This window comes from Psychrobacter piscatorii, assembly GCF_043641605.1.
Classification (GTDB): Bacteria; Pseudomonadota; Gammaproteobacteria; order Pseudomonadales; family Moraxellaceae; genus Psychrobacter; species Psychrobacter piscatorii_C.
This window is the reverse complement of sequence record NZ_JBHZRK010000009.1, coordinates 1-19,167: the sequence shown is the minus strand read 5'-3', so window position 1 is coordinate 19,167 and position 19,167 is coordinate 1. Positions and strand designations below refer to the sequence as shown.

General features: G+C 42.4%; 20 protein-coding genes and 1 pseudogene. 4 read left to right on the top strand and 17 right to left on the bottom strand.

Features of this window, described 5'->3' with window-relative positions; all coding sequences use genetic code 11:
* Positions 1–10: 10 nt before the first annotated feature.
* Positions 11–604 carry a hypothetical protein gene (locus tag ACHUET_RS09445; RefSeq protein WP_394212393.1) on the top strand — a complete coding sequence of 198 codons (594 nt, stop codon included), beginning with the start codon at positions 11–13 and terminating at the stop codon, positions 602–604.
* A 172-nt stretch (positions 605–776) separates the two neighbouring features.
* Here the strand turns inward: ACHUET_RS09445 and ACHUET_RS09440 are convergent.
* Positions 777–1,127, bottom strand: a pseudogene (locus ACHUET_RS09440) (manganese efflux pump MntP); the annotation flags it as partial.
* A gap of 35 nt (positions 1,128–1,162) precedes the next feature.
* The gene (locus tag ACHUET_RS09435; RefSeq protein WP_394212392.1) at positions 1,163–1,438 is read right to left on the bottom strand and encodes a metal/formaldehyde-sensitive transcriptional repressor; all 276 of its coding nucleotides are present in this window, start codon (positions 1,436–1,438) and stop codon (positions 1,163–1,165) included.
* Between the two features lie 103 nt (positions 1,439–1,541).
* Between ACHUET_RS09435 and ACHUET_RS09430 the strand changes: the two genes are divergently transcribed.
* Positions 1,542–2,423 (top strand): cation diffusion facilitator family transporter, encoded by an 882-nt coding sequence (locus ACHUET_RS09430; protein ID WP_394212390.1) that lies wholly within the window; start codon positions 1,542–1,544, stop codon positions 2,421–2,423.
* 30 nt (positions 2,424–2,453) lie between these two features.
* Positions 2,454–2,801, top strand: coding sequence for a DUF3147 family protein (locus ACHUET_RS09425; protein WP_394212389.1), 348 nt, complete (start codon positions 2,454–2,456; stop codon positions 2,799–2,801).
* Positions 2,802–2,896: 95 nt separating this feature from the next.
* Here ACHUET_RS09425 and ACHUET_RS09420 read toward each other — a convergent pair whose 3' ends face one another.
* The 3 genes from ACHUET_RS09420 to ACHUET_RS09410 all read right to left on the bottom strand — a co-directional run bounded on the left by ACHUET_RS09420 (position 2,897) and on the right by ACHUET_RS09410 (position 6,690).
* Complete coding sequence (locus ACHUET_RS09420) at positions 2,897–3,454, bottom strand: ArsB/NhaD family transporter (RefSeq protein ID WP_394212388.1); 558 nt, start codon at positions 3,452–3,454, stop codon at positions 2,897–2,899.
* A gap of 300 nt (positions 3,455–3,754) precedes the next feature.
* Positions 3,755–4,147: a MerR family transcriptional regulator gene (locus ACHUET_RS09415; protein WP_394212386.1), complete on the bottom strand. Its 393-nt coding sequence runs from the start codon at positions 4,145–4,147 to the stop codon at positions 3,755–3,757.
* Positions 4,148–4,212: 65 nt separating this feature from the next.
* Positions 4,213–6,690 (bottom strand): heavy metal translocating P-type ATPase, encoded by a 2,478-nt coding sequence (locus tag ACHUET_RS09410; protein ID WP_394212385.1) that lies wholly within the window; start codon positions 6,688–6,690, stop codon positions 4,213–4,215.
* A 150-nt stretch (positions 6,691–6,840) separates the two neighbouring features.
* Here ACHUET_RS09410 and ACHUET_RS09405 point away from each other — a divergent pair, with 150 nt between their 5' ends.
* On the top strand, positions 6,841–7,035 hold the full coding sequence (locus ACHUET_RS09405; RefSeq protein ID WP_394212383.1) for a heavy-metal-associated domain-containing protein: 195 nt from the start codon (positions 6,841–6,843) through the stop codon (positions 7,033–7,035).
* 466 nt (positions 7,036–7,501) lie between these two features.
* On the opposite strand, the gene ACHUET_RS09400 is transcribed toward ACHUET_RS09405, so the two are convergent.
* The 12 genes from ACHUET_RS09400 to ACHUET_RS09345 form a co-directional block, all read right to left on the bottom strand.
* Positions 7,502–8,794, bottom strand: a complete 1,293-nt coding sequence (locus tag ACHUET_RS09400; RefSeq protein ID WP_394212381.1) for an ATP-grasp domain-containing protein — start codon at positions 8,792–8,794, stop codon at positions 7,502–7,504.
* Between the two features lie 163 nt (positions 8,795–8,957).
* Positions 8,958–9,794, bottom strand: a complete 837-nt coding sequence (gene tatC, locus ACHUET_RS09395) for a twin-arginine translocase subunit TatC (RefSeq protein WP_394212379.1) — start codon at positions 9,792–9,794, stop codon at positions 8,958–8,960.
* Positions 9,791–10,177, bottom strand: coding sequence for a Sec-independent protein translocase protein TatB (gene tatB, locus ACHUET_RS09390; RefSeq protein ID WP_394212377.1), 387 nt, complete (start codon positions 10,175–10,177; stop codon positions 9,791–9,793). Before tatB ends, tatC begins: the two co-directional genes overlap by 4 nt.
* Before the next feature lie 56 nt (positions 10,178–10,233).
* Positions 10,234–10,512, bottom strand: coding sequence for a Sec-independent protein translocase subunit TatA (gene tatA, locus ACHUET_RS09385; protein ID WP_394212375.1), 279 nt, complete (start codon positions 10,510–10,512; stop codon positions 10,234–10,236).
* Positions 10,513–10,591: 79 nt separating this feature from the next.
* On the bottom strand, positions 10,592–13,057 hold the full coding sequence (locus ACHUET_RS09380) for a copper-transporting P-type ATPase (RefSeq protein ID WP_394212374.1): 2,466 nt from the start codon (positions 13,055–13,057) through the stop codon (positions 10,592–10,594).
* Between the two features lie 140 nt (positions 13,058–13,197).
* Positions 13,198–13,476, bottom strand: a complete 279-nt coding sequence (locus tag ACHUET_RS09375; protein ID WP_057758573.1) for a DUF5676 family membrane protein — start codon at positions 13,474–13,476, stop codon at positions 13,198–13,200.
* 431 nt (positions 13,477–13,907) lie between these two features.
* Positions 13,908–14,393: a DUF305 domain-containing protein gene (locus tag ACHUET_RS09370; protein ID WP_057758571.1), complete on the bottom strand. Its 486-nt coding sequence runs from the start codon at positions 14,391–14,393 to the stop codon at positions 13,908–13,910.
* 27 nt (positions 14,394–14,420) lie between these two features.
* The gene (locus ACHUET_RS09365) at positions 14,421–15,578 is read right to left on the bottom strand and encodes a copper resistance protein B (protein ID WP_394212372.1); all 1,158 of its coding nucleotides are present in this window, start codon (positions 15,576–15,578) and stop codon (positions 14,421–14,423) included.
* A 25-nt stretch (positions 15,579–15,603) separates the two neighbouring features.
* The gene (locus tag ACHUET_RS09360; RefSeq protein WP_394212370.1) at positions 15,604–17,304 is read right to left on the bottom strand and encodes a copper resistance system multicopper oxidase; all 1,701 of its coding nucleotides are present in this window, start codon (positions 17,302–17,304) and stop codon (positions 15,604–15,606) included.
* A 98-nt stretch (positions 17,305–17,402) separates the two neighbouring features.
* Positions 17,403–18,050 carry a DUF411 domain-containing protein gene (locus ACHUET_RS09355; RefSeq protein ID WP_394212368.1) on the bottom strand — a complete coding sequence of 216 codons (648 nt, stop codon included), beginning with the start codon at positions 18,048–18,050 and terminating at the stop codon, positions 17,403–17,405.
* 139 nt (positions 18,051–18,189) lie between these two features.
* The gene (locus ACHUET_RS09350) at positions 18,190–18,783 is read right to left on the bottom strand and encodes a c-type cytochrome (RefSeq protein ID WP_394212366.1); all 594 of its coding nucleotides are present in this window, start codon (positions 18,781–18,783) and stop codon (positions 18,190–18,192) included.
* A 90-nt stretch (positions 18,784–18,873) separates the two neighbouring features.
* Positions 18,874–19,074: a hypothetical protein gene (locus ACHUET_RS09345; RefSeq protein WP_394212365.1), complete on the bottom strand. Its 201-nt coding sequence runs from the start codon at positions 19,072–19,074 to the stop codon at positions 18,874–18,876.
* Between the last annotated feature and the right edge of the window lie 93 nt (positions 19,075–19,167).

The window sequence follows — 19,167 nt, the reverse complement described above, 5'->3', positions numbered from 1 at the left end:
GAATAATATTGTGAGATTAGAGGCTAAAACTATTACTATTAACGATAGTACCAATATTAGATTGCATCCGTTAGCTGGGAAGCTTTATAAATTAATGATGAGTGCGTATATCGTAGGAGGGCAAGAGACATACATCAAGTGTATAACTGATAAGTTTAACTGTTATCAGAGCTTACCTATTCATAATGTATCACTAATAAGTGAAGATACTAATAAATATCTGCTAATCGGAGGTTGTTTTTCACCAGTATTCAATCGCAAAGACCTTAATAACCGTAACACTATATTCTTAAGTTACAGAACATCTAAACATAATTTTAAACCAGAGCACAAAAGTGAAATTGATAAGGAATTTGATCAGGATGTTATTGACTTTATTTTTATGGATTTTATTCGAGCAATATCGATGCTGTCATTATCTAAACCTGGAATCCTGTATAAAAGTCTTAAAGAAATAACGCAAAAGCATAAAAGCCCAATATGGAGTGAGATATTTAATAGGGAGGCAAAAAATCCGAAAGACTATGTTTTATTAAACAACGTCGCAGATTTGCTTGATACAACACGCGGAGCATTGAACAATCAGGCTAAACTGGAGAAGTAGCTTTAGTGTTAACAATTTAAATTGATACTATAATTACTAAAACCATCGAATGAATATAGTGATCTCGATTAAAAATAATTAGATAACATTTGTAGCTTTAGCAGTAGCTGTTATGATTTTATTTAATTTAATTATAAAAATCTGAGTGCCTCTTAATATACTTTTAGTCGATTCAAACCATCCTGTTTACTCCAATTGCAATCAACACCAAACTGCTAAGCGCTTCTGCCCAACTGCCGAGCCATGTCCCTGATTGGCGTTCTATATAAGCTCCTAAGACACTTAAAACAGCGGTCGTCAGTGCCATGATTAAACAGGCAACATAAGCATTAACAGCCAACAGGTTTAACGTAAAGCCTGCTGCCATGGCATCGAGACTGGTAGCTATGGCTAACGATAGCAGTGTTTTATGACTTGCATTGATCCGAGTATCGTCATCATTAACTGAACGCGACTCATAAAGCATCCTAATCCTAAACGCGACCAATGCTAGCGCCAATAATAGTATTCCTAGTACAATAAGCCAGTACCTTTTGAGATATTTTTACTCTTAATTTTCTACTTCATATAAGTTTTTAGAATAGATAACACGTCTTCTATTTCTTGTTGTCGTTGTTGCTGGGTAATGCCTTCTGCCCCTAAATGTTCTCTTATATGCTCTTCTAAGACCTCCTTCATAAGACCGTTTACCGCCCCCTTTAATGCCGCTATTTGCTGCAAAAGAGCCATGCATTCAGGATTACCTTCTAATGAAGCCTCTATTGCTACCGATTGACCTTTGATACGTCTGATACGTCCTAGTAGCTTGCTCTTACTTTTTTGAGTGTGTGACATTATTTTTATTACCTTATTTTATACTGGGGGGCAGTATATTTATTGATGATGTTTATAATACATAAGATTGCTATCTTTTCATACACAGCTAAGGATTTAAAACGTGAAAGAATCAACTATTCAGTGGGAACACTCTCATGATTTCGGTGTCGATAGCGCCCAAAACAAATCTAAAGTAAAGATTGTATTTTGGTTGACGACGATAATCATGGTTTTAGAGATCGCTGCTGGTACATGGTCTGGCTCTATGGCATTACTTGCTGATGGGTGGCACATGGGCACGCATTCAGCTGCATTTCTTATTGCCATTTTTGCTTATTCGTACGCTAAAAAGAACGCTAATAATAAATCATTTAGTTTTGGTACGGGTAAGGTAAATTATCTCGGTGGTTTTGCGAGTGCCATTGCATTAGCCATTGTCGCATTATTAATGATTTTAGAATCAGTCCAACGAATAATAGAGCCAAACAATATATATTTTAACGAAGCCATTATCGTTGCTGTTGTCGGTCTAATCGTAAACATAGTGTCGGCATTTATACTTAAAGATGACCATCACCATGACCATGACCACAATATGAAAGCGGCTTATTTACATGTTTTAGCGGATGCACTCACTTCTGTGCTTGCTATCGTGGCGTTATTAATCGGTAAATATATGGGCATCATCTGGATTGATCCTGTCATGGGTATTGTCGGAGCAATAGTGATTCTTCACTGGTCTTATGGATTAATTAAAGAATCGAGTAGCGTGCTTTTAGATCACTCTGTTGATGTTTCAACTTTTGAGAAGATATCGCAGACTCTTGATAAGAGAAATACGTTTATTAACGATATTCATGTCTGGAAAATAGCCTCAACCCACCAAGCTGCCATCCTTTCAGTTTCCTCATCATCCCCTTTAAGTACGGAAGAATACAAAAAAATATTATCAGAATCCCTACCTCAAATTTCTCATGTCTCTGTTGAAATTAATAAAATCTGAATGGAGTGATTCTGTGTCTAGGAGAGTACCTTGAATATATGGCTTAAATACGCAATCACTGCCTCACTGGTTGTTATTATCTCTGAGGTTGCTAAACGTAGCGATAGAATAGGTGCTTTGCTTGCCTCCTTGCCTTTAGTCACGCTCCTTACCTTAATTTGGCTGTATGTTGAAAAACAGCCAATCGCTAAGATAAGTAATCACGCCTACTATACCTTTTGGTATGTTCTCGGAACGTTGCCTTTTTTCTTGTTATTCCCTTACCTGCTCAACAAATTTGGTTTTGGTATGGCACTGTTGTCTAGTAGCTTGCTGACGGCTTTATTTTTTGCACTATTCGCAACCGCACTACAAAGCTTTAAGATTAATCTTTTTTAGTCAAGAATACATACTTTCCCAAGATTTTTAAAAATTTGATAAAACGTCAGACCATTTACAGATCCTTTTATAGAGCAAAATAAATGCGATCTGACTTAAACGCTAGGTAACAAAAACACTAAAGCTAAAAGCGTTACGAGTAGTACAGATGGCGTGATTAGTAAGCCAATCTTCATATACTGACCCCAGCTGATTTTACAATCCTTTTCCGCCAGTATGTGTAGCCATAACAAGGTTGCTAAGCTACCAATTGGGGTGGGTTTTGGCCCTAAATTATTACCAATAACATTGGCATAAATCATCAAATTACGCGTTGCAACGGGACCTTGGGCGCTATCAATCGCCAGTGCTCCTATGAGCGTTGACGGCATATTATTCACTACAGATGCTACGATAGCTGATAGAAAGCCTGTGCCGACCGTCGCAATGACGTTACCTTGATGTCCTAACCAGTTTAGTATTTGCGCGCCATATGCCGTGATTCCTGCGTTACCCAAGCCATAAACCACCAAGTACATAACGATTGAAAACAAGACAATTTGCCAATGAGCCTTGCCTAGAAAAGGGGGCATAGAAAATTTGTTATCACGACCGCTTTGCCACCAGCGACCTGCGGTTGCAAAGGAGATAATAGCTGGCGATATTGTAGCCACCAAACTGCCTATAGAACTGAATCCGAAACATTTATCAGTTCGAACAATAAGAGATAGTACAATTACACTAGGAACTTACATGGGTCCACCGTTCTACAAACATATGACTTACTTCATAGACGGTTACTTAAAAGATGAAGAAAATCCAGATAAAAGTGAACTGATAGATATTAGGATTGTAGGTTTTTGTTTATCTAATAGTAAGATGGTACTTTACATTTACGACTATGAAGTAAGGTAATGTCAAATTATGTATGCTTTTTTCAGACTAATATATGAATAAGAAAAATAGATAAGACTCTATTGGCTTTGTTCAAGATCTTTTAATATGGCACAATCGGCGTTTGCATCACCTGAGCAATGATCAGCAGAAACCTGTAATAAGCTCACCATATCTTGCAATTGAGCTATTTTTTGGTTCAAAGTTGCGATATGGTGCAGTGTCAATTGTTTAACATCAGCACTCTGCCGATCTGTATTTTTCCGCAAATCAAGCAACTCTTTCATCTGTTTGGAGGAAAAACCTAAATCACGAGCCTGTCTCAAAAAGCATAAATCGTCTATATCTTGTTTAGAATAGATTCGATACCCTGAATTTGAACGTTTTGCGGCATCAAGCAATTCGATCTGTTCATAATAGCGGATCATTTTGGGAGAGATTCCTGATTGCTCTGACGCTTGACCGATATTCATAACTTTCCTCCTGATATAAAAAGGGTTAAAGCCAAACAGCTACTTTAACCCTATATTAACAGTATCTACGTTTTAATCACGGGCACCTGAAAATACCTTAAACGTAAGGCATTACCTAGTACAAAAACAGAAGATAAGGCCATTGCTCCTGCTGCAAAAATGGGTGACAACAAAATTCCAAATGCTGGATATAAAACCCCTGCGGCAATTGGAATTAGAGCAATGTTATAGAAAAATGCCCAAAATAGATTTTGTCGAATATTTTTGATAGTGGCCTTACTTAAAGCAATCGCATTAGGAACCCCTTGTAAACTACCTGACATCAACACCACATCTGCTGCCTCAATCGCCACATCTGTCCCTGTCCCAATTGCCAGCCCGACATCAGCTTGAGCGAGAGCGGGTGCATCATTAATACCATCACCAACAAAAGCCACTCGTCCATATTGTTGTTGCAGTTGACGTATCGCATCTACTTTTCCATCAGGCAACACTTCTGCGACCACTTGATCAATATTTAGTTTTGCTGCAATCGCTTGCGCAGTATGGCGATTGTCGCCTGTCATCATCGCCACTTTCAAGCCCAGTTGATGTAAACCTGCAATAGCGGTATAAGTGGTGTCTTTAATAGGGTCTGCAACGGCAATAATAGCAGCCAATTTCTGATCAATCGCGACATATATGGGGGTTTTAGCTTCTTGTCCTAAGTGTGCCGCTTTGTCTTTAAAGGGAGTAACATCAAGTTCTAATTGCTGCATATAACGATCAGCACCAATATGAACGGCTTGACCTGCCACCTCCGCTTTGATTCCAAATCCCGTCATAGAGTCAAAAGTAGTAATCGGTAATAAGCTAATATTTTGTTGCTCAGCTGCCTGAACGATGGCTAAGGCAATGGGATGTTCAGATTTTGCTTCAACCGATGCCACAATACGCAAGACTTGTTCGTGTTCAAATCCTTGTTGGACATAAAAATCCGTTAAGGTTGGTTTGCCTTCAGTCAATGTGCCGGTCTTATCGACCGCAATGACTTGAACGTCTTGTAAAGCTTGTAACGCTTCACCTTTACGGAATAAGACGCCCATTTCTGCACCGCGACCTGTACCAACCATAATGGAGGTAGGTGTTGCCAATCCCATTGCACAGGGACAAGCAATAATTAGGACGGCAACGGCGTTGACAAGACTGAACGTCAAAGCAGGTTCAGGACCAAAAACAAACCACACAGCAAAAGTCAGAGTCGCTAAAAGCATGACCATGGGAACAAACCACATAGTAACTTTATCAACCAATGCCTGAATCGGTAATTTAGCCCCTTGAGCCTGTTCAACCATGCGAATGATTTGCGCCAATACCGACGAGTCGCCAATGGTAGTTGCCCGAAAATTCAATGTGCCATTCTGATTGACCGTTCCTCCTACCACTTGATCACCGACTTGTTTTTTGACAGGAACGGGTTCACCTGTAATCATAGATTCATCAATATAGCTTTGACCTTCAATAACTTCCCCATCGACTGGAACACGCTCACCGGGACGAATCTCAACGATCATTGCAGTGGTCACTTCTGCAATCGGGACTTCAACTACTTGTTCGTTATGATGAATACGCGCTGTTTTTGCTTGCATGCCAACTAAATGCTGGATGGCTTGAGAAGTACGTCCTTTTGCCTTTGCTTCAAAATAACGCCCTAATAAAATTAAGCTTACAATCACAGCCGCTGCTTCGTAATATACATTTACAGTGCCTTTAGGTAGAACTTGTGGAATAAATGTTGCGACTAATGAAAAACCATAAGCCGCCAATGTACCAACCGCTACCAATGAGTTCATATCTGGGGCCAAGCGCCATAATGCCGGAATGCCTTTTTGATAAAAACGTCTCCCTGGAAAGACGAGTACCAGCGTCGTCAAAACACATTGAATTAGCCAGCTTTGTTGAGTGCCGATATTGTGCATCACCCACATATGAAAGGCTGGAATTATATGTGAGCCCATTTCTAGAATAAAAACAGGGACGGCCAAAATCAAAGAGATGATTAAATCTCGTTTGAGCTGCTGCTGTTCCGTGGCTTTCTTATCCTGTTGAACACTCACACTTTGCTCAATCTGTTTAGCCGTGTATCCCGATTTTTTAACGGCTTGAATCAAATCGCTGCTCTGTACTTGAGCGTTGCCTTGTACCCATGCTCGTTCGGTAGCAAGGTTGACGTTTGCTTGTTGTACACCTTCGACTTTTTTTAATGCTTTTTCTACCCGTCCCACGCAGGAAGCACAAGTCATCCCTTCTATCGACAGCTCGATTGGCTGAGATGCCAAAACCTTATAACCGGCTCGTTCTACTGCTTTGGTTACTGCGATAAGATCTAAAGGTTGAGACGAGGAAATCATGGCGTTTTCAGTCGCTAGATTCACCTCAGCATTTTCAACGCCTCCAACCTTTTTTAATGCTTTTTCCACTCGTCCCACACAGGAAGCACAAGTCATACCCTCAATGGGCAATGTTTCATTGTAAAGATAAGGCTTACTATTCTCTGAATTCATAACACCCTCTATTATGTTCAATCTGTTATCAACAGCATATAGGTTGACATAATGGTAAGGTCAAGCATGTTTTTTAAAAATGTGTTTGACCTTACCATCATGACAAGGCTTAAGCTTAGTAATGAAATAAAACTTATTTGGAGAAAGGCTATGAAACTATGGATTACAAACATGAACTGTGGCGGCTGTGCTCGTGGTGTGACAGCCATCATTCACGATATCGACTCAAATGCCAAGGTTGACATGGATCTAGCAGCCAAAATGGTCAGTATCGAAACCATTGCAAGTACTGAGCAGATGACGGCTGCTTTAGCAAAGGGTGGCTTCCCTGCACAAGTGCAATGAATTAATGTTATAAACACGCTGCCCGAATGTTTTAACGGAAAGGAATAATGGGCTTCATAATTTTGAGGACACTGACCATTTAAAGGAAAGCTGGAGTGGGATAAAAGAAGTTGAATTGATAACGCTTAAGTAGGCAAATGCATCTTATTAACGCATTTGCCCCGTGCGCTTGTCATATATGTGCTTTTGAGTATGCTTAGGATTTTAGCTGCAATATACTACTAAGTATATGGCTTCAGGTGACGTTTTATTGTGACTTTAGATAGAATTTAGCTCTAAAACAATCTAGCTCCTTTGGTAATCCCCTCTATCTCTAGCTTCAATTGATTTCGAAGTGTTTTAAAAAGCGTGCCGAAAATAATAGACAATCATAAATATACAACCACCTTTTATTAGGTAAGAAGAATGTTGAATTAGTCAACCGGACTGATCACAGCCTAATGCCATCTAAATAAGACCTAGACGATCACACCTGAAAGACAGGCGCGAACCCACCCCCTGGCTTACGGAAGTTAGTCATCTGACCCTGATACACACGCGCAGCAAGTATCAACAGTTTTCCGCCATACGTATAAAGACGTATATCTACCTTTCTTGTTGTTACGATATCATCAATTTTTAGCACTCGCTCTGTTACAGGCACAAAAGTCTGTGAAATATAATCCTCATCCAGTATGTTCTCAAAAACGCGTCGAGTCAGCTTACTACCACGATAGACGCCCTTGCTTCCATAACCAGCCACTGGCTTAAAAAACAGGTCTCGCCGAGTACGCCACAACTCCGCTGCATCAGCTCTTGCAACTATTCGCGTCTTTGGTACAGAGTTTTCTAGATATTCAACGGCAGCGTTATCTAGCCCCCAAGCACGCAATGTCTGCGTATCGGATAGTAAGGTTAAGTTGTGTTTGTTGGCCAATATAGCATGTACATGAGGATTAGGTGTCACTACCACAGCACCCTCTAGATACGCCTGCTTAAGCAGCGCATGGTCAGGTTCCTCAAATGCGAAGTCGACCAATCGATTATAAATCATGTCAATGGGTTTGCCATAGGCTGTCAGCTTGCCATCAACATAGTTAAGTTCAGACGGATCAAGTACAACGGTATCAATGCCCTTAGCTTGAAGTAGTTTACAAGCCAGCTGAAACTCTAAATACATGAACTGGCTTTTAGGATCATTATCAATAATAGCTATGCGGTTGGGCATGGCAGTAGCTGATTGTCGCTGCCACTCTTGTATGAACATATTAGTGACGGATTCTTGAAACCCTTCAAGCATTTTAGTAGTAGCAGCACTTTGCTCGGAAGGGTGGCAGCATTGTTTTTGTGCGCGGGCAAGTGCTACGTTTAAAAATGCGCCTCCAGCACTAGTATTTATCTCAATAAGCTGAGGACCATCGCTCCCTAAGTGAAAGTCATAGCCCATAAAGGCCCCTATTGGCCCTGGATCGAAAGCCGCGATATTAGGTGCCCATGACAGTACTTGCTGTTGGTACGATGGTAACCTAGCAGCTGATTCAATAGCTTCAACGATTCGCACCATTGTCTCTATCTCTGTTTTGGGTACGAACACAGGTGTTGCTGAAAAAAGCTGATTAAGTTCATTATCTCCTATTGGGTTGTCTCTAGTGTCTGACAATTGATTTTGCAGGCTGGTATTAAGTGCTTTGCGATCTAGAGTATGGCAATAGCACTCTTGATTGAGTTGATCTGCAAGATTGTCATTCTCTTTTTCTTGGTTATTGCTTAGGTGTTCCATTTACATCTCATTACTAAGTTTAGTGAATGTACTGATAGGGTTTAAGGGACAGCCAAAATAAAGAAGGTATATGAAATATTTAAGATAAGGTTATTTCTATAGTTACTGTATAAAATAGTCATTTTGCAATATATCTATTTTATGAATTAGTTACTTTGTAAGGTCAGACAGTTTTACGCTCTTCTTTGATAAGTACTTTTGCTAAAAACAAACCTAGCTCGAATAGTAGCCACATTGGAATTGCTAGCAATAGCATTGAGACACCATCGGGCGGTGTCACTATCGCTGCCACTGCAAAACAACCAACAATAATATATCGGCGTTTACTCTCTAGACTCTGAGTAGATACGATACCAGCCATTATCATCAACAAGGTAACCACTGGAATCTCAAAAGTTAGTCCAAACACCATAAACAATTTGAGCGCAAAGCTCAGATAACTGTCAATATCAGTCATCGGTATGACATTTTGCGGTGCAAATAGGATAAAAAACTTCAATACGCTTTTGAGTACGACAAAATAGGCAAAGGCAACACCCGTATAAAATAGAAATATTGAAGACAGTAATACTGGAATGGCTATTTTTTTCTCTTTTTTATAAAGACCAGGCGCGACGAATGACCAAATTTGATACAAGATATAAGGCATCGCTAAAAATGCAGCGACAAAAATCGTTAAACGAATGGGTGCCATAAAGTTCGAAGTGATATCGGTCGCAATCATAGTCGAATTAGCAGGCAACTGAGCAACCAAAGGGTCTGATAGAAGAGTATAGAGCTCACGTGAAAACCCTACCAATGCTAAAAATATAATCAAAACCGCTACGCATATCTTGATTAAATGGGCGCGTAGCTCTATCAAGTGCGCCGTAATAGGCATGTCACCAAGTGCACTCAGCGCATCATCAGACTTATGACTATCAGCCGTGTCTATTGTCGCCTCAAGCTCTGTATCCGCTATCTTCTGTTGTCGGCTTTTTTGTCGTTTAAATAGATTCATTTATCTGCCTCCTGTGTGGTTAAAGAGGAGGCGCTAGTGGGCTGATGATCTTGCTCATCAAGGGCGACTGGCTGATGTGGCTCATTTAAGTGATGATTCTGTGAGTCTTCAAATTTTTGCATGTTACCGCGCATCTCTGCCAGCTCACGCTTCATATCTGTCTCAGTCTGGCGGATTTTCGCCAACTCGTCTTGCATTTGTTTTCGTGTTTCAGCCAGATCAAGCTCAGACTCTATTTCAGATTGTAGGGTGGATATCATAAGACGCAATTTGGCATACCATTGCCCAGCCGTACGTGCAGCCTGTGGCAGTTTTTCTGGGCCCAATACAATCAAGGCGATGACGCCGAACAAGAGTAACTCGGAAAATCCGATATCAAACATAACAGTCAAATATAGTAATGAATAGGCGAGTGAGTATCGTCAGCTAATGGCACTTTTTATACTTTGTGCTTATCCTCAGTGGTGACAGGTCTAATTTCCATATCATCAACCTGAGTGCCTGACTGTATATTTAAGTCGGTAGCTGAAGTACTATTTTCATGATCAAGCACCTGTTTCTTGCGCGCGTGTTCGGTTTCTTCATCTTTTACCGCTTCTTTAAAACCCTTGACCGCACCACCTAAATCTTTACCCGCATTTTTGAGCTTAGCAGTGCCAAATACGACAACCACTACTACCAATAAAATCAGCCAATGTGTAATAGAGAAACTACCCATAACGTTATCCTTATATTTTGAGGTCTTGATAAAACCCGTAATTATGACTGCGCTAAGAATGTCTTTTACAGTGCCAACATCATAGCTTCAGACGACGTAATCTTAACGCGTTACCTATAACTGATACTGAAGAGAGACTCATGGCTGCTGCCGCTATCATTGGACTGAGCAACAGTCCGAAGAATGGGTACAGCACGCCTGCCGCAAGCGGTATACCAAGCGCATTGTAGAAGAAGGCAAAGAACAGATTTTGCCTAATGTTGCGCATGGTTGAATGGCTTAGTTTATATGCTCTGACAATACCCATTAAGTCACCCTTCACTAAGGTAATACCTGCACTTTCCATAGCCACATCGGTACCTGTGCCCATAGCAATACCGACATCAGCTTGTGCAAGCGCAGGCGCATCATTGATACCGTCTCCCGCCATCGCTACGATTTTGCCGCTACTTTGTAGCTCTTTGATAATTCGGTTCTTGTCCTCTGGGGAGACATCAGCATGGACTTCATCAATATTAAGTTTATTAGCAACGGCTTTGGCAGTTATCTCATTATCTCCTGTCAGCATAACCACCCGCAGACCAGCTTGATGCAATAGTGATATTGCCTCACTAGTACTTGGCTTGATCGGGTCAGCGACTGAGATTAGACCAGCGGCTTGCCCATCTACGGCTACGAACATGACGGTTTCACCATCTTTTCGGCGTTTGTCAGTGCGTTCTGAAAGTGCACTGTCAAAACTATCAAGACGCTTCATAAACTTTGAGTTACCGACCGCTACTTGCTTGCCATTAACGAGAGCCTGTGCGCCCTCGCCTGTGGTGGAGCTAAAATCGCTTGCGTTGACGATATCGAGAGATTTTGCCCTTGCAGCATTGACGATAGCTTCTGCTAAAGGATGCTCGCTGGCGGTCTCTACCGCTGCAACAAGGATAAGCAGCTCATTCTCATCTAAGCCGCCAAGTGCCTCGATAGCCGTGAGTTCTGGCTTACCTGCGGTCAAGGTGCCTGTTTTGTCGACAACGATAGTATCGACTTTTTCCATACTCTCTAACGCTTCAGCGTTTTTGATAAGTACACCATTCTGCGCACCTTTACCCGTGCCCACCATGATTGACATCGGCGTGGCAAGTCCCAGCGCACAAGGGCAAGCGATGATTAAAACCGCAATAGCATTAACCAATGCAAAAGCCATCGCTGGCGTAGGTCCGAATATTGCCCAAACGATAAAAGTGATGACGGAGCAAATAAGGACGATGGGCACGAACCAACCTGCTACTTTATCAACGAGTTTCTGTATGGGCGCGCGGCTGCGTTGGGCTTCGGCAACCATCTTGACGATCTTAGACAATACCGTATCATCACCGACGTCGACCGCTTCGACCAATAGCGTTCCTGTACCATTTACTGTACCGCCAGTAACCGTATCGCCTTGTACCTTTGAAACAGGCAGTGGTTCACCAGTGACCATTGATTCATCAACGTTGCTATTGCCATCAAGCACTGTACCATCTACAGGCAGCTTCTCTCCTGGCTTAACCCGTAATTTGTCACCACTGACGACTTCGTCAAGAGAGACTTCTGTCTCAACGCCGTTGTCATCGACCCGCCTTGCATTTGGTGGTGCGAGCTCAAGCAGTGCTCGGATTGCACCAGAAGTCTGACTTCGGGCTTTAAGCTCTAGAACCTGACCTAATAGTACCAGTGTCGTGATAACCGCTGCCGCTTCATAATACACACCGACTCGACCGGAGGCATCCCTAAAACTGTCTGGAAAAATGCCCGGAATAAAGGTCGCTATCAGACTGAAACCAAACGCGGTACCTACGCCTATCGCAATTAAGGTAAACATATTTAGATTGCGACTTTTTATGGATTGCCAACCTCGTACGAAGAAAGGTGCTGCTCCCCATAACACCACTGGTACCGCAAGCGCCAACTGTATCCACTGCGCAATCTGCCCAGCGATATCACCCTGACCGCCTTGAATGAAGCTGTCCAGATTTATACCTACCATATCGCTCATTGCGTACAAAAACAAAGGGACGGTCAGCACGGTACAAATCCAAAAACGCCGAGTCATGTCATCGAGCTCTGAGGTATCCTCTTCACCACTAGTAACAGTCTCTGATTCAAGTGCCATGCCACATATGGGACAACCACTATTCTCAACATCTCTGACTTCGGGATGCATGGGACAAGTATAAACGGTTCCGCTGTAGCCAGCTGGCACCTTATCGTACTTGCCGCCTTTTATAGAGTTTACCTTAGTACGGTCAGTATCCTTTCCATGACAGTGTGCATGACTGTCTTCATCAGTAACCTCGCCCTCAGGTTTGAGAAACATACCGCATATTGGGCAATCGCTTTTTTCAACATCTCTCACTTCGGGATGCATAGGGCAGGTATAAACGGTTCCGCTGTAGCCAGCTGGCACCTTATCGTAAGCGATATCTTTATTGGATTCTATGCCTGTATTCGCTGTCCCATCACAGCAATCATGGTCTTCGCTGTCCGAAGTACTTTTTGTCGTATCGTGTTTCATGACTATGTTCCCGTTATTGATTGCAATGATAGTTTAGGTCTAAGTCGCCAGCTTTTGATCCCATCCAAGATTGGTGCACTGTCCGTCGTTCTCAGCATAGCTGACCTATCTGAGCCGAAGATTCAATGGCTACGCTAGACTCATCCTGCTTTGGCAAACCAGCGATATAGCGGTACAAACACAATCGCAAAATACCAACCATAAAGATAGGATTCGACAAATCCAATTAGGAAACCTGACCATGTCAGCCACTCAAAACCAGGTAGCAGCGGTGCCCAAGCCTCATGCATGCTTATCTGCTCAGGTGCGAGTAGGCCAAAGCCTATGCACAAGAGATAGCTAATGAGCAGAAACAGAGACACGCTGTTGCCCACAGGACCAATTCTTAAAGTATTCGCTTTTGAATTCAATTCGTTCATCTTGACTCTCCTTGGTGGATGCTATACACCGCTTTCGTCACCACCAAACAACGGTATGGTATATGACCCGAACATCCGAGCCAGAAAGCTCTGCGCAATAATTATAGAAAATTACATCAGCAGAGCATTAAAACCGGTCGTCAAACAGTCTCCATATACTTGATGCAAGTACGTCGCAGCACCGCCAGCTGACGGGTAAGCGTTAGAGATTTTGATATAGGAGTAAGCACTAAAAGAGACAACAATTGCAGCAGCCAGAAGGCCGGTAGGGAAAGTGAACCATGCATACTCAGCCTTTTATTGCTTTTTCATGAGCAATGTTTTGATTCTGTAGTGAAAGTAGCTTTGAATAAAAAGACCTATATGCTTAAGTCTATCATTTGATAGACCATTATTTTATTTGTTTAAAATATTCCTATCAGTATAGATCGTTATTCAAGCTCATCAATCAATTGCTTCATCTCAGCGATTTCACGCTTTTGCGCTTTTATAATATCATCAGCAAGCTTTTGTACACGCGGATCTTCAATATCAGCGCGACTACTAGTGAGAATGGCAATCGAGTGATGCGGTATCATCGCTTGCATCCAATCGACTTGATCGACAGTTGCTTGTGATCTAACACCCCAAATACCAACAGCAAACATCAATACGCTTAGACCATAGATCATTAAATTGACTTTGGTCTTCTTATACATATTCGTCATAAATGCCAACATGACCACTGCCATACCGGCACCCATGTAGAGCGCCATGTAAGCTCGGGTTTCACTAAAATAAATATGATCCCATTCATAAGTATTGAAATACATCATGATGTACATCACAATCGTAGACGTCACAATCATCAGAGTGAACTTTACATAAGGGTTCATGCCCTGTTGATGATTCATGCTGTTTTGATCTGAAGCATTCATAGTATATCCCCTATTATTTTAATAATATTAGAACCAGAATTTGACCCCCGCAGTCAAACTACTGCTATCAACCGATTCATTTTCTTGACGTCGTTGACCACGAGCCTTGCCAAGCGCTGTCTCATAACTAACACCCACATAAGGGGCTAGCTGGCGACTGAATGTCTCGTAAGTCAGCCTAACCTCAGTTTCCATCTCATTAAAACCCTTGGTAATGCCATTATCATGGTCATCTTTACTAAAAGCAGTCAACCCCACCTCCGGTATGACTACCCAATGCTGATCCAAACGCCATTCGTACTCTGCACCTAAATCAAGACGAAGTTGACCATCGGTATATAAGTAGGCTCTCGCATCCGTTTCGATGAAATACGGCGCGGTGCCGACAATACCTGCCATCACTGCAGCGTTATCGTTTTCAGTATCGTAAGCGACACCAGCTTCACCATTCCAAAAAATGCTCAGTGGTTTCCAATAAGCAAGGGAGCTCAAGCTATCTATTTCTTTATCATCTTTAGTCTGAGCACTACCTTCGGTACGTAGTCTTATACGATTGCTATCAGTACCGTACCAACCCGTCGCCTCGAAGTTGATTTGGTCTTCATCAAACTGATAGCCCAAGTCGTCTACTGATACTCCCCATAATGGCATGCTGCCCATCATCATTGGCTTACCATACTGCCCGTAGGGAACCCCATTTGAATAGTCTGGACTACGAGCATTAGCTGGTGGCTGCCCGCCCTGCATCCCAGACATATCCATACTGCCATGATCCATGCCCGACATATCCATGCCGCCGTGATCCATACCAGACATATCCATGCCGCTATGATCCATACCAGACATATCCATGCTGCTATGATCCATATCAGACATATCAGACATATCAGACATATCAGACATATCGCCTGACATATCCATGCCACTGTGATCCATATCAGACATATCGCCCGACATGTCCATACCACTGTGATCCATATCAGACATATCGCCCGACATGTCCATACCACTGTGATCCATATCAGACATATCGCCTGACATATCCATGCCGCTGTGATCCATACCAGACATATCCATGCCGCTGTGGTCCATATCAGACATATCAGCAGCCGTTGCAAAAGATGATGTGAGCAAGACTAGCGATGACAAACCAATGAATGGCAGATTTTTCTTAGATATTTTCATAATAAGCCTCATATTTGAAGGTTTGTTAAACAACGGCAACTTCTCTGAACATACCGGCTTCCATGTGATAAAGCAGATGGCAATGCCATGCCCATCGTCCAACTTCACCCGTCACATCAAAGCTAATCTTTTGTGCTGGTTGCACCACAATCGTATGTTTACGTACCTGAAAGTCTCCAGATGGCGTGCGCAAATCACTCCACATACCATGCAAATGCATCGGATGGTTCATCATAGTGTCATTGACTAAGGTAATACGTACGCGTTCGTTTGGCTTAATATTGACAGGGGTCGCATCCTTAAACATGACACCATCCAACGCCCAAATATAGCGCTCCATGTTACCCGTTAAATGTAGCTCAATCTCTCTAGTAGGTTGGCGCTGCTCCGCAAATATGGCCTCATCGACAGAGCGTAATTGGTCATAAGTTAAAACCTTTCTATCAATCTCACGCAGGTTAATACCAGGATCATCAAGGTTCATACGTGGACTGTCGACGCGCATATCAGATTTGAAGTCATACTCGGTCTTGGCGTGTTTTGCTTTGTAGCCTTTATCACCCATCGCACCCATCATATCTGCCATGGTTAGCCATTCGATCTTGTCCATAGCAGGTATGGCAGCTCGCGCACCTTTTTTGGTTGTAAGCGTGGTCGCGACATAGCCTGAACGATCGATGTTTTGGGCAAATATGGTATGTGCGTCTTTGGTCGGCGTGACGATGACATCATAAGTCTCAGCCACCCCAATACGGAAATCATCAATCGCAACAGGCGCGACATCATTGCCATCCGTTGAGACGACGGTCATTTTTAGACCCGGTATACGCACATCAAATATCGTCTGTGCTGAGGCATTAATAAAGCGTAGTTTGACAGGCTGTCCCGCTTTCACTAGTTGTGTCCAATTGGCTGCGGTGGTTTTACCGTTCATCAGATACGTAAAGGTCTTCTCACCAGATAGATCAGTAAAATCTGTCGGCATCATGCGCATCTGATTCCACATTTTGCGCTTGTCATAAGCAGCTTCTAAATCTGTTGCGGCAATATCAGCCAATAGCTTTTTAAAATCTGGCAAGTGGTAGTTATCAAAGTCTGCACGCTGTTTGAGTAGCTTCAGTAAGTTATGCGGATCGCGGTGTGTCCAATCACTCAGCACGATCACATGATCTTCGGCGACTGGGTGGCGTTCGCGGCCTTTAGACTCAATGACGATAGCGCCGCGCATCCCAGTTTGCTCTTGAAAGCCAGTATGGGAGTGATACCAATACGTACCCGATTGAATGAGTTTGAATTTATAGGTAAAGGTACTGTTCGCAGGAATACCATCAAAGCTAATACCTGGTACCCCATCCATCTCAAATGGAACGAGCAAACCATGCCAATGGATAGAGGTCGACTCATCCATCTGATTATGAACACGAATGGTTACGGTATCGCCTTCTTGCATCTTTAGCGTTGGTGCTGGTAGTGAGTCATTAATCAGTGTTGCCATACTCGACTTGCCATTGACAGTAACGGGCTTCTTGCTGACATACAGGTCAAACTCGTTGCCAGTTAAGATGGGTACGATATGGTCAGCTTTATCACTGTTGACGGCTACGTTTTGTTGACCTTTACCGAGTGCACTATTGGCAATGGACGGCAGCGTAGATAGCATGGATGCCCCTAACAAAGTAGAAGACCCTGTCAAAAAACGCCTGCGATTGAACATATTCTTGTTCATAATAATTTACCTAACTTAATCCGTGAAATGGGAGTTGAGTTCATATAACTGTTGGCTCATTAATAGAACAGAATGAGCTATGTAATGTTTTAATCAAACTAGATTTGCTGCTGCGGTGAGTCAATGGTTGCATAAATGGCTGTTGAGCCATCTTTGTTAAGCTGCATCACTTTATATGGCATAAATTTATCTTGATATTCCATACCAGGGCTACCAACTGGCATGCCAGGTACGGCAAGGCCAATCGCATCACTTGGCGGGTTCTTTAGAAACTGCGCCATATATTTGGCAGGGACATGGCCTTCAAAGACAAAGCCATCGGTAGTAACGGTAGTATGGCAAGAGCGCATTTGCTGTGGTATGCCATAACGATCTTTAAACAAAGACACGTCGGCAACATCATGGACAGCTGCGCTTAACCCATTGTCTTCTGCGTGGCCGACCCACTCTTTACAGCAACCACAATTGGCATCTTTATAGACGGTGGCTGACACATTTCGCAAAATAGTTGATTGGGTATCTGAATGAGCACTGACAGGTATTATTTCGGCTTGTGGTTGCTCTACTAGAGCGGTTTTTTGCGTAGCGGTAGTTGGCTCAGTCGCTGGTTTTGAGTCAGCAGTAGTCGCGTTAGGTTGACTACAAGCGGCTATCGTTAACGATAATGGCAATACCACAATCGCTGAGAGCACACGGCCAGATAACAGGTTGTGTTCATTAATAAATCTATTAGTATAGCGTCTCATAAAACCACTCCTGAGCGTCTATCTGACGATCACATTTATAAAAATTAAAGCCGTAACACTGACCAAAGTAGTACTGGTAAAGCTTAAAACTCAAATCGCAAAAGGCAGCACTATTAAGCACTGCATCTTTTACGAAAAATCAATGTTGCATTCCGGATCCATCACCTGACATATCCATCTCACCATCAAATGACATGCCCAACATATCATCGTCTATCCTAGTCGTTAGCATGGTGTACTGGTTTTCATTTAATTCAGGTAACGATCTGATAAAAGCGACCATTGCCCACATTCTATCATCATCGTGCGAAGCGCCCCATGCTGGCATACCTGATGCCATAATACCGTGTTTAATGGCCCAAAAGGCTTGCTGAGCACCGGCATCTGTTTTATAGCGTTCAACCAATTCAGTATTGGTAAAATTGGGCGGCTTTGGATATAAACTTGCACTAAAATCAGTACTTTCTACCCCAGGAGATAAGTGACAGCCTGCACACATATCTTTATAGTCTGCCCCGCCCGAGCTGATCATTTCTGTCTTTTCTAGGTTTGGAACAGCAATGTCCTTACTAGCATTTGCTATTGAACGCGTACGTGCCGTTTCTAAAAAATTGTAAACCAGCGGACTATGGACTTGATCAGCACCGATATTTATCACGCCACTAGTCACCACAATAAAAATGCCCACAATAGCGACAAAGACAGTAAGCAGTATCCCTAGTAAAAACTTCATAGTTTTGTCCTAAAAATCCATTTTTGTTAATACCCAATTACTGCTCGACAAAACCATCTAACAATAATATTGAATTTCTACGATCAATGTCTAAGAATCACTTTTACTAGTAACACAGTGCTTTTGGTACATCGCTTTCATTTTGCTCATGTTGGTCATCATGGCTTTCATAGCAGGATCCTTCATATCCATTTTACTATGATCCATTTTGCCCATCATTTGCATGTGCTTTTCCATTTTTTCACAGTTCATCTGATCTTTTTCAGCATGCATTTTTGGGTCATGTGCCATAGCAGAGGTTGAAACGACTAGGGCGTGTCTTCAATTCATCTTACAATGAACGATAGTACATGCCAGATAAAGCATTGACTTAAAATTACGAGC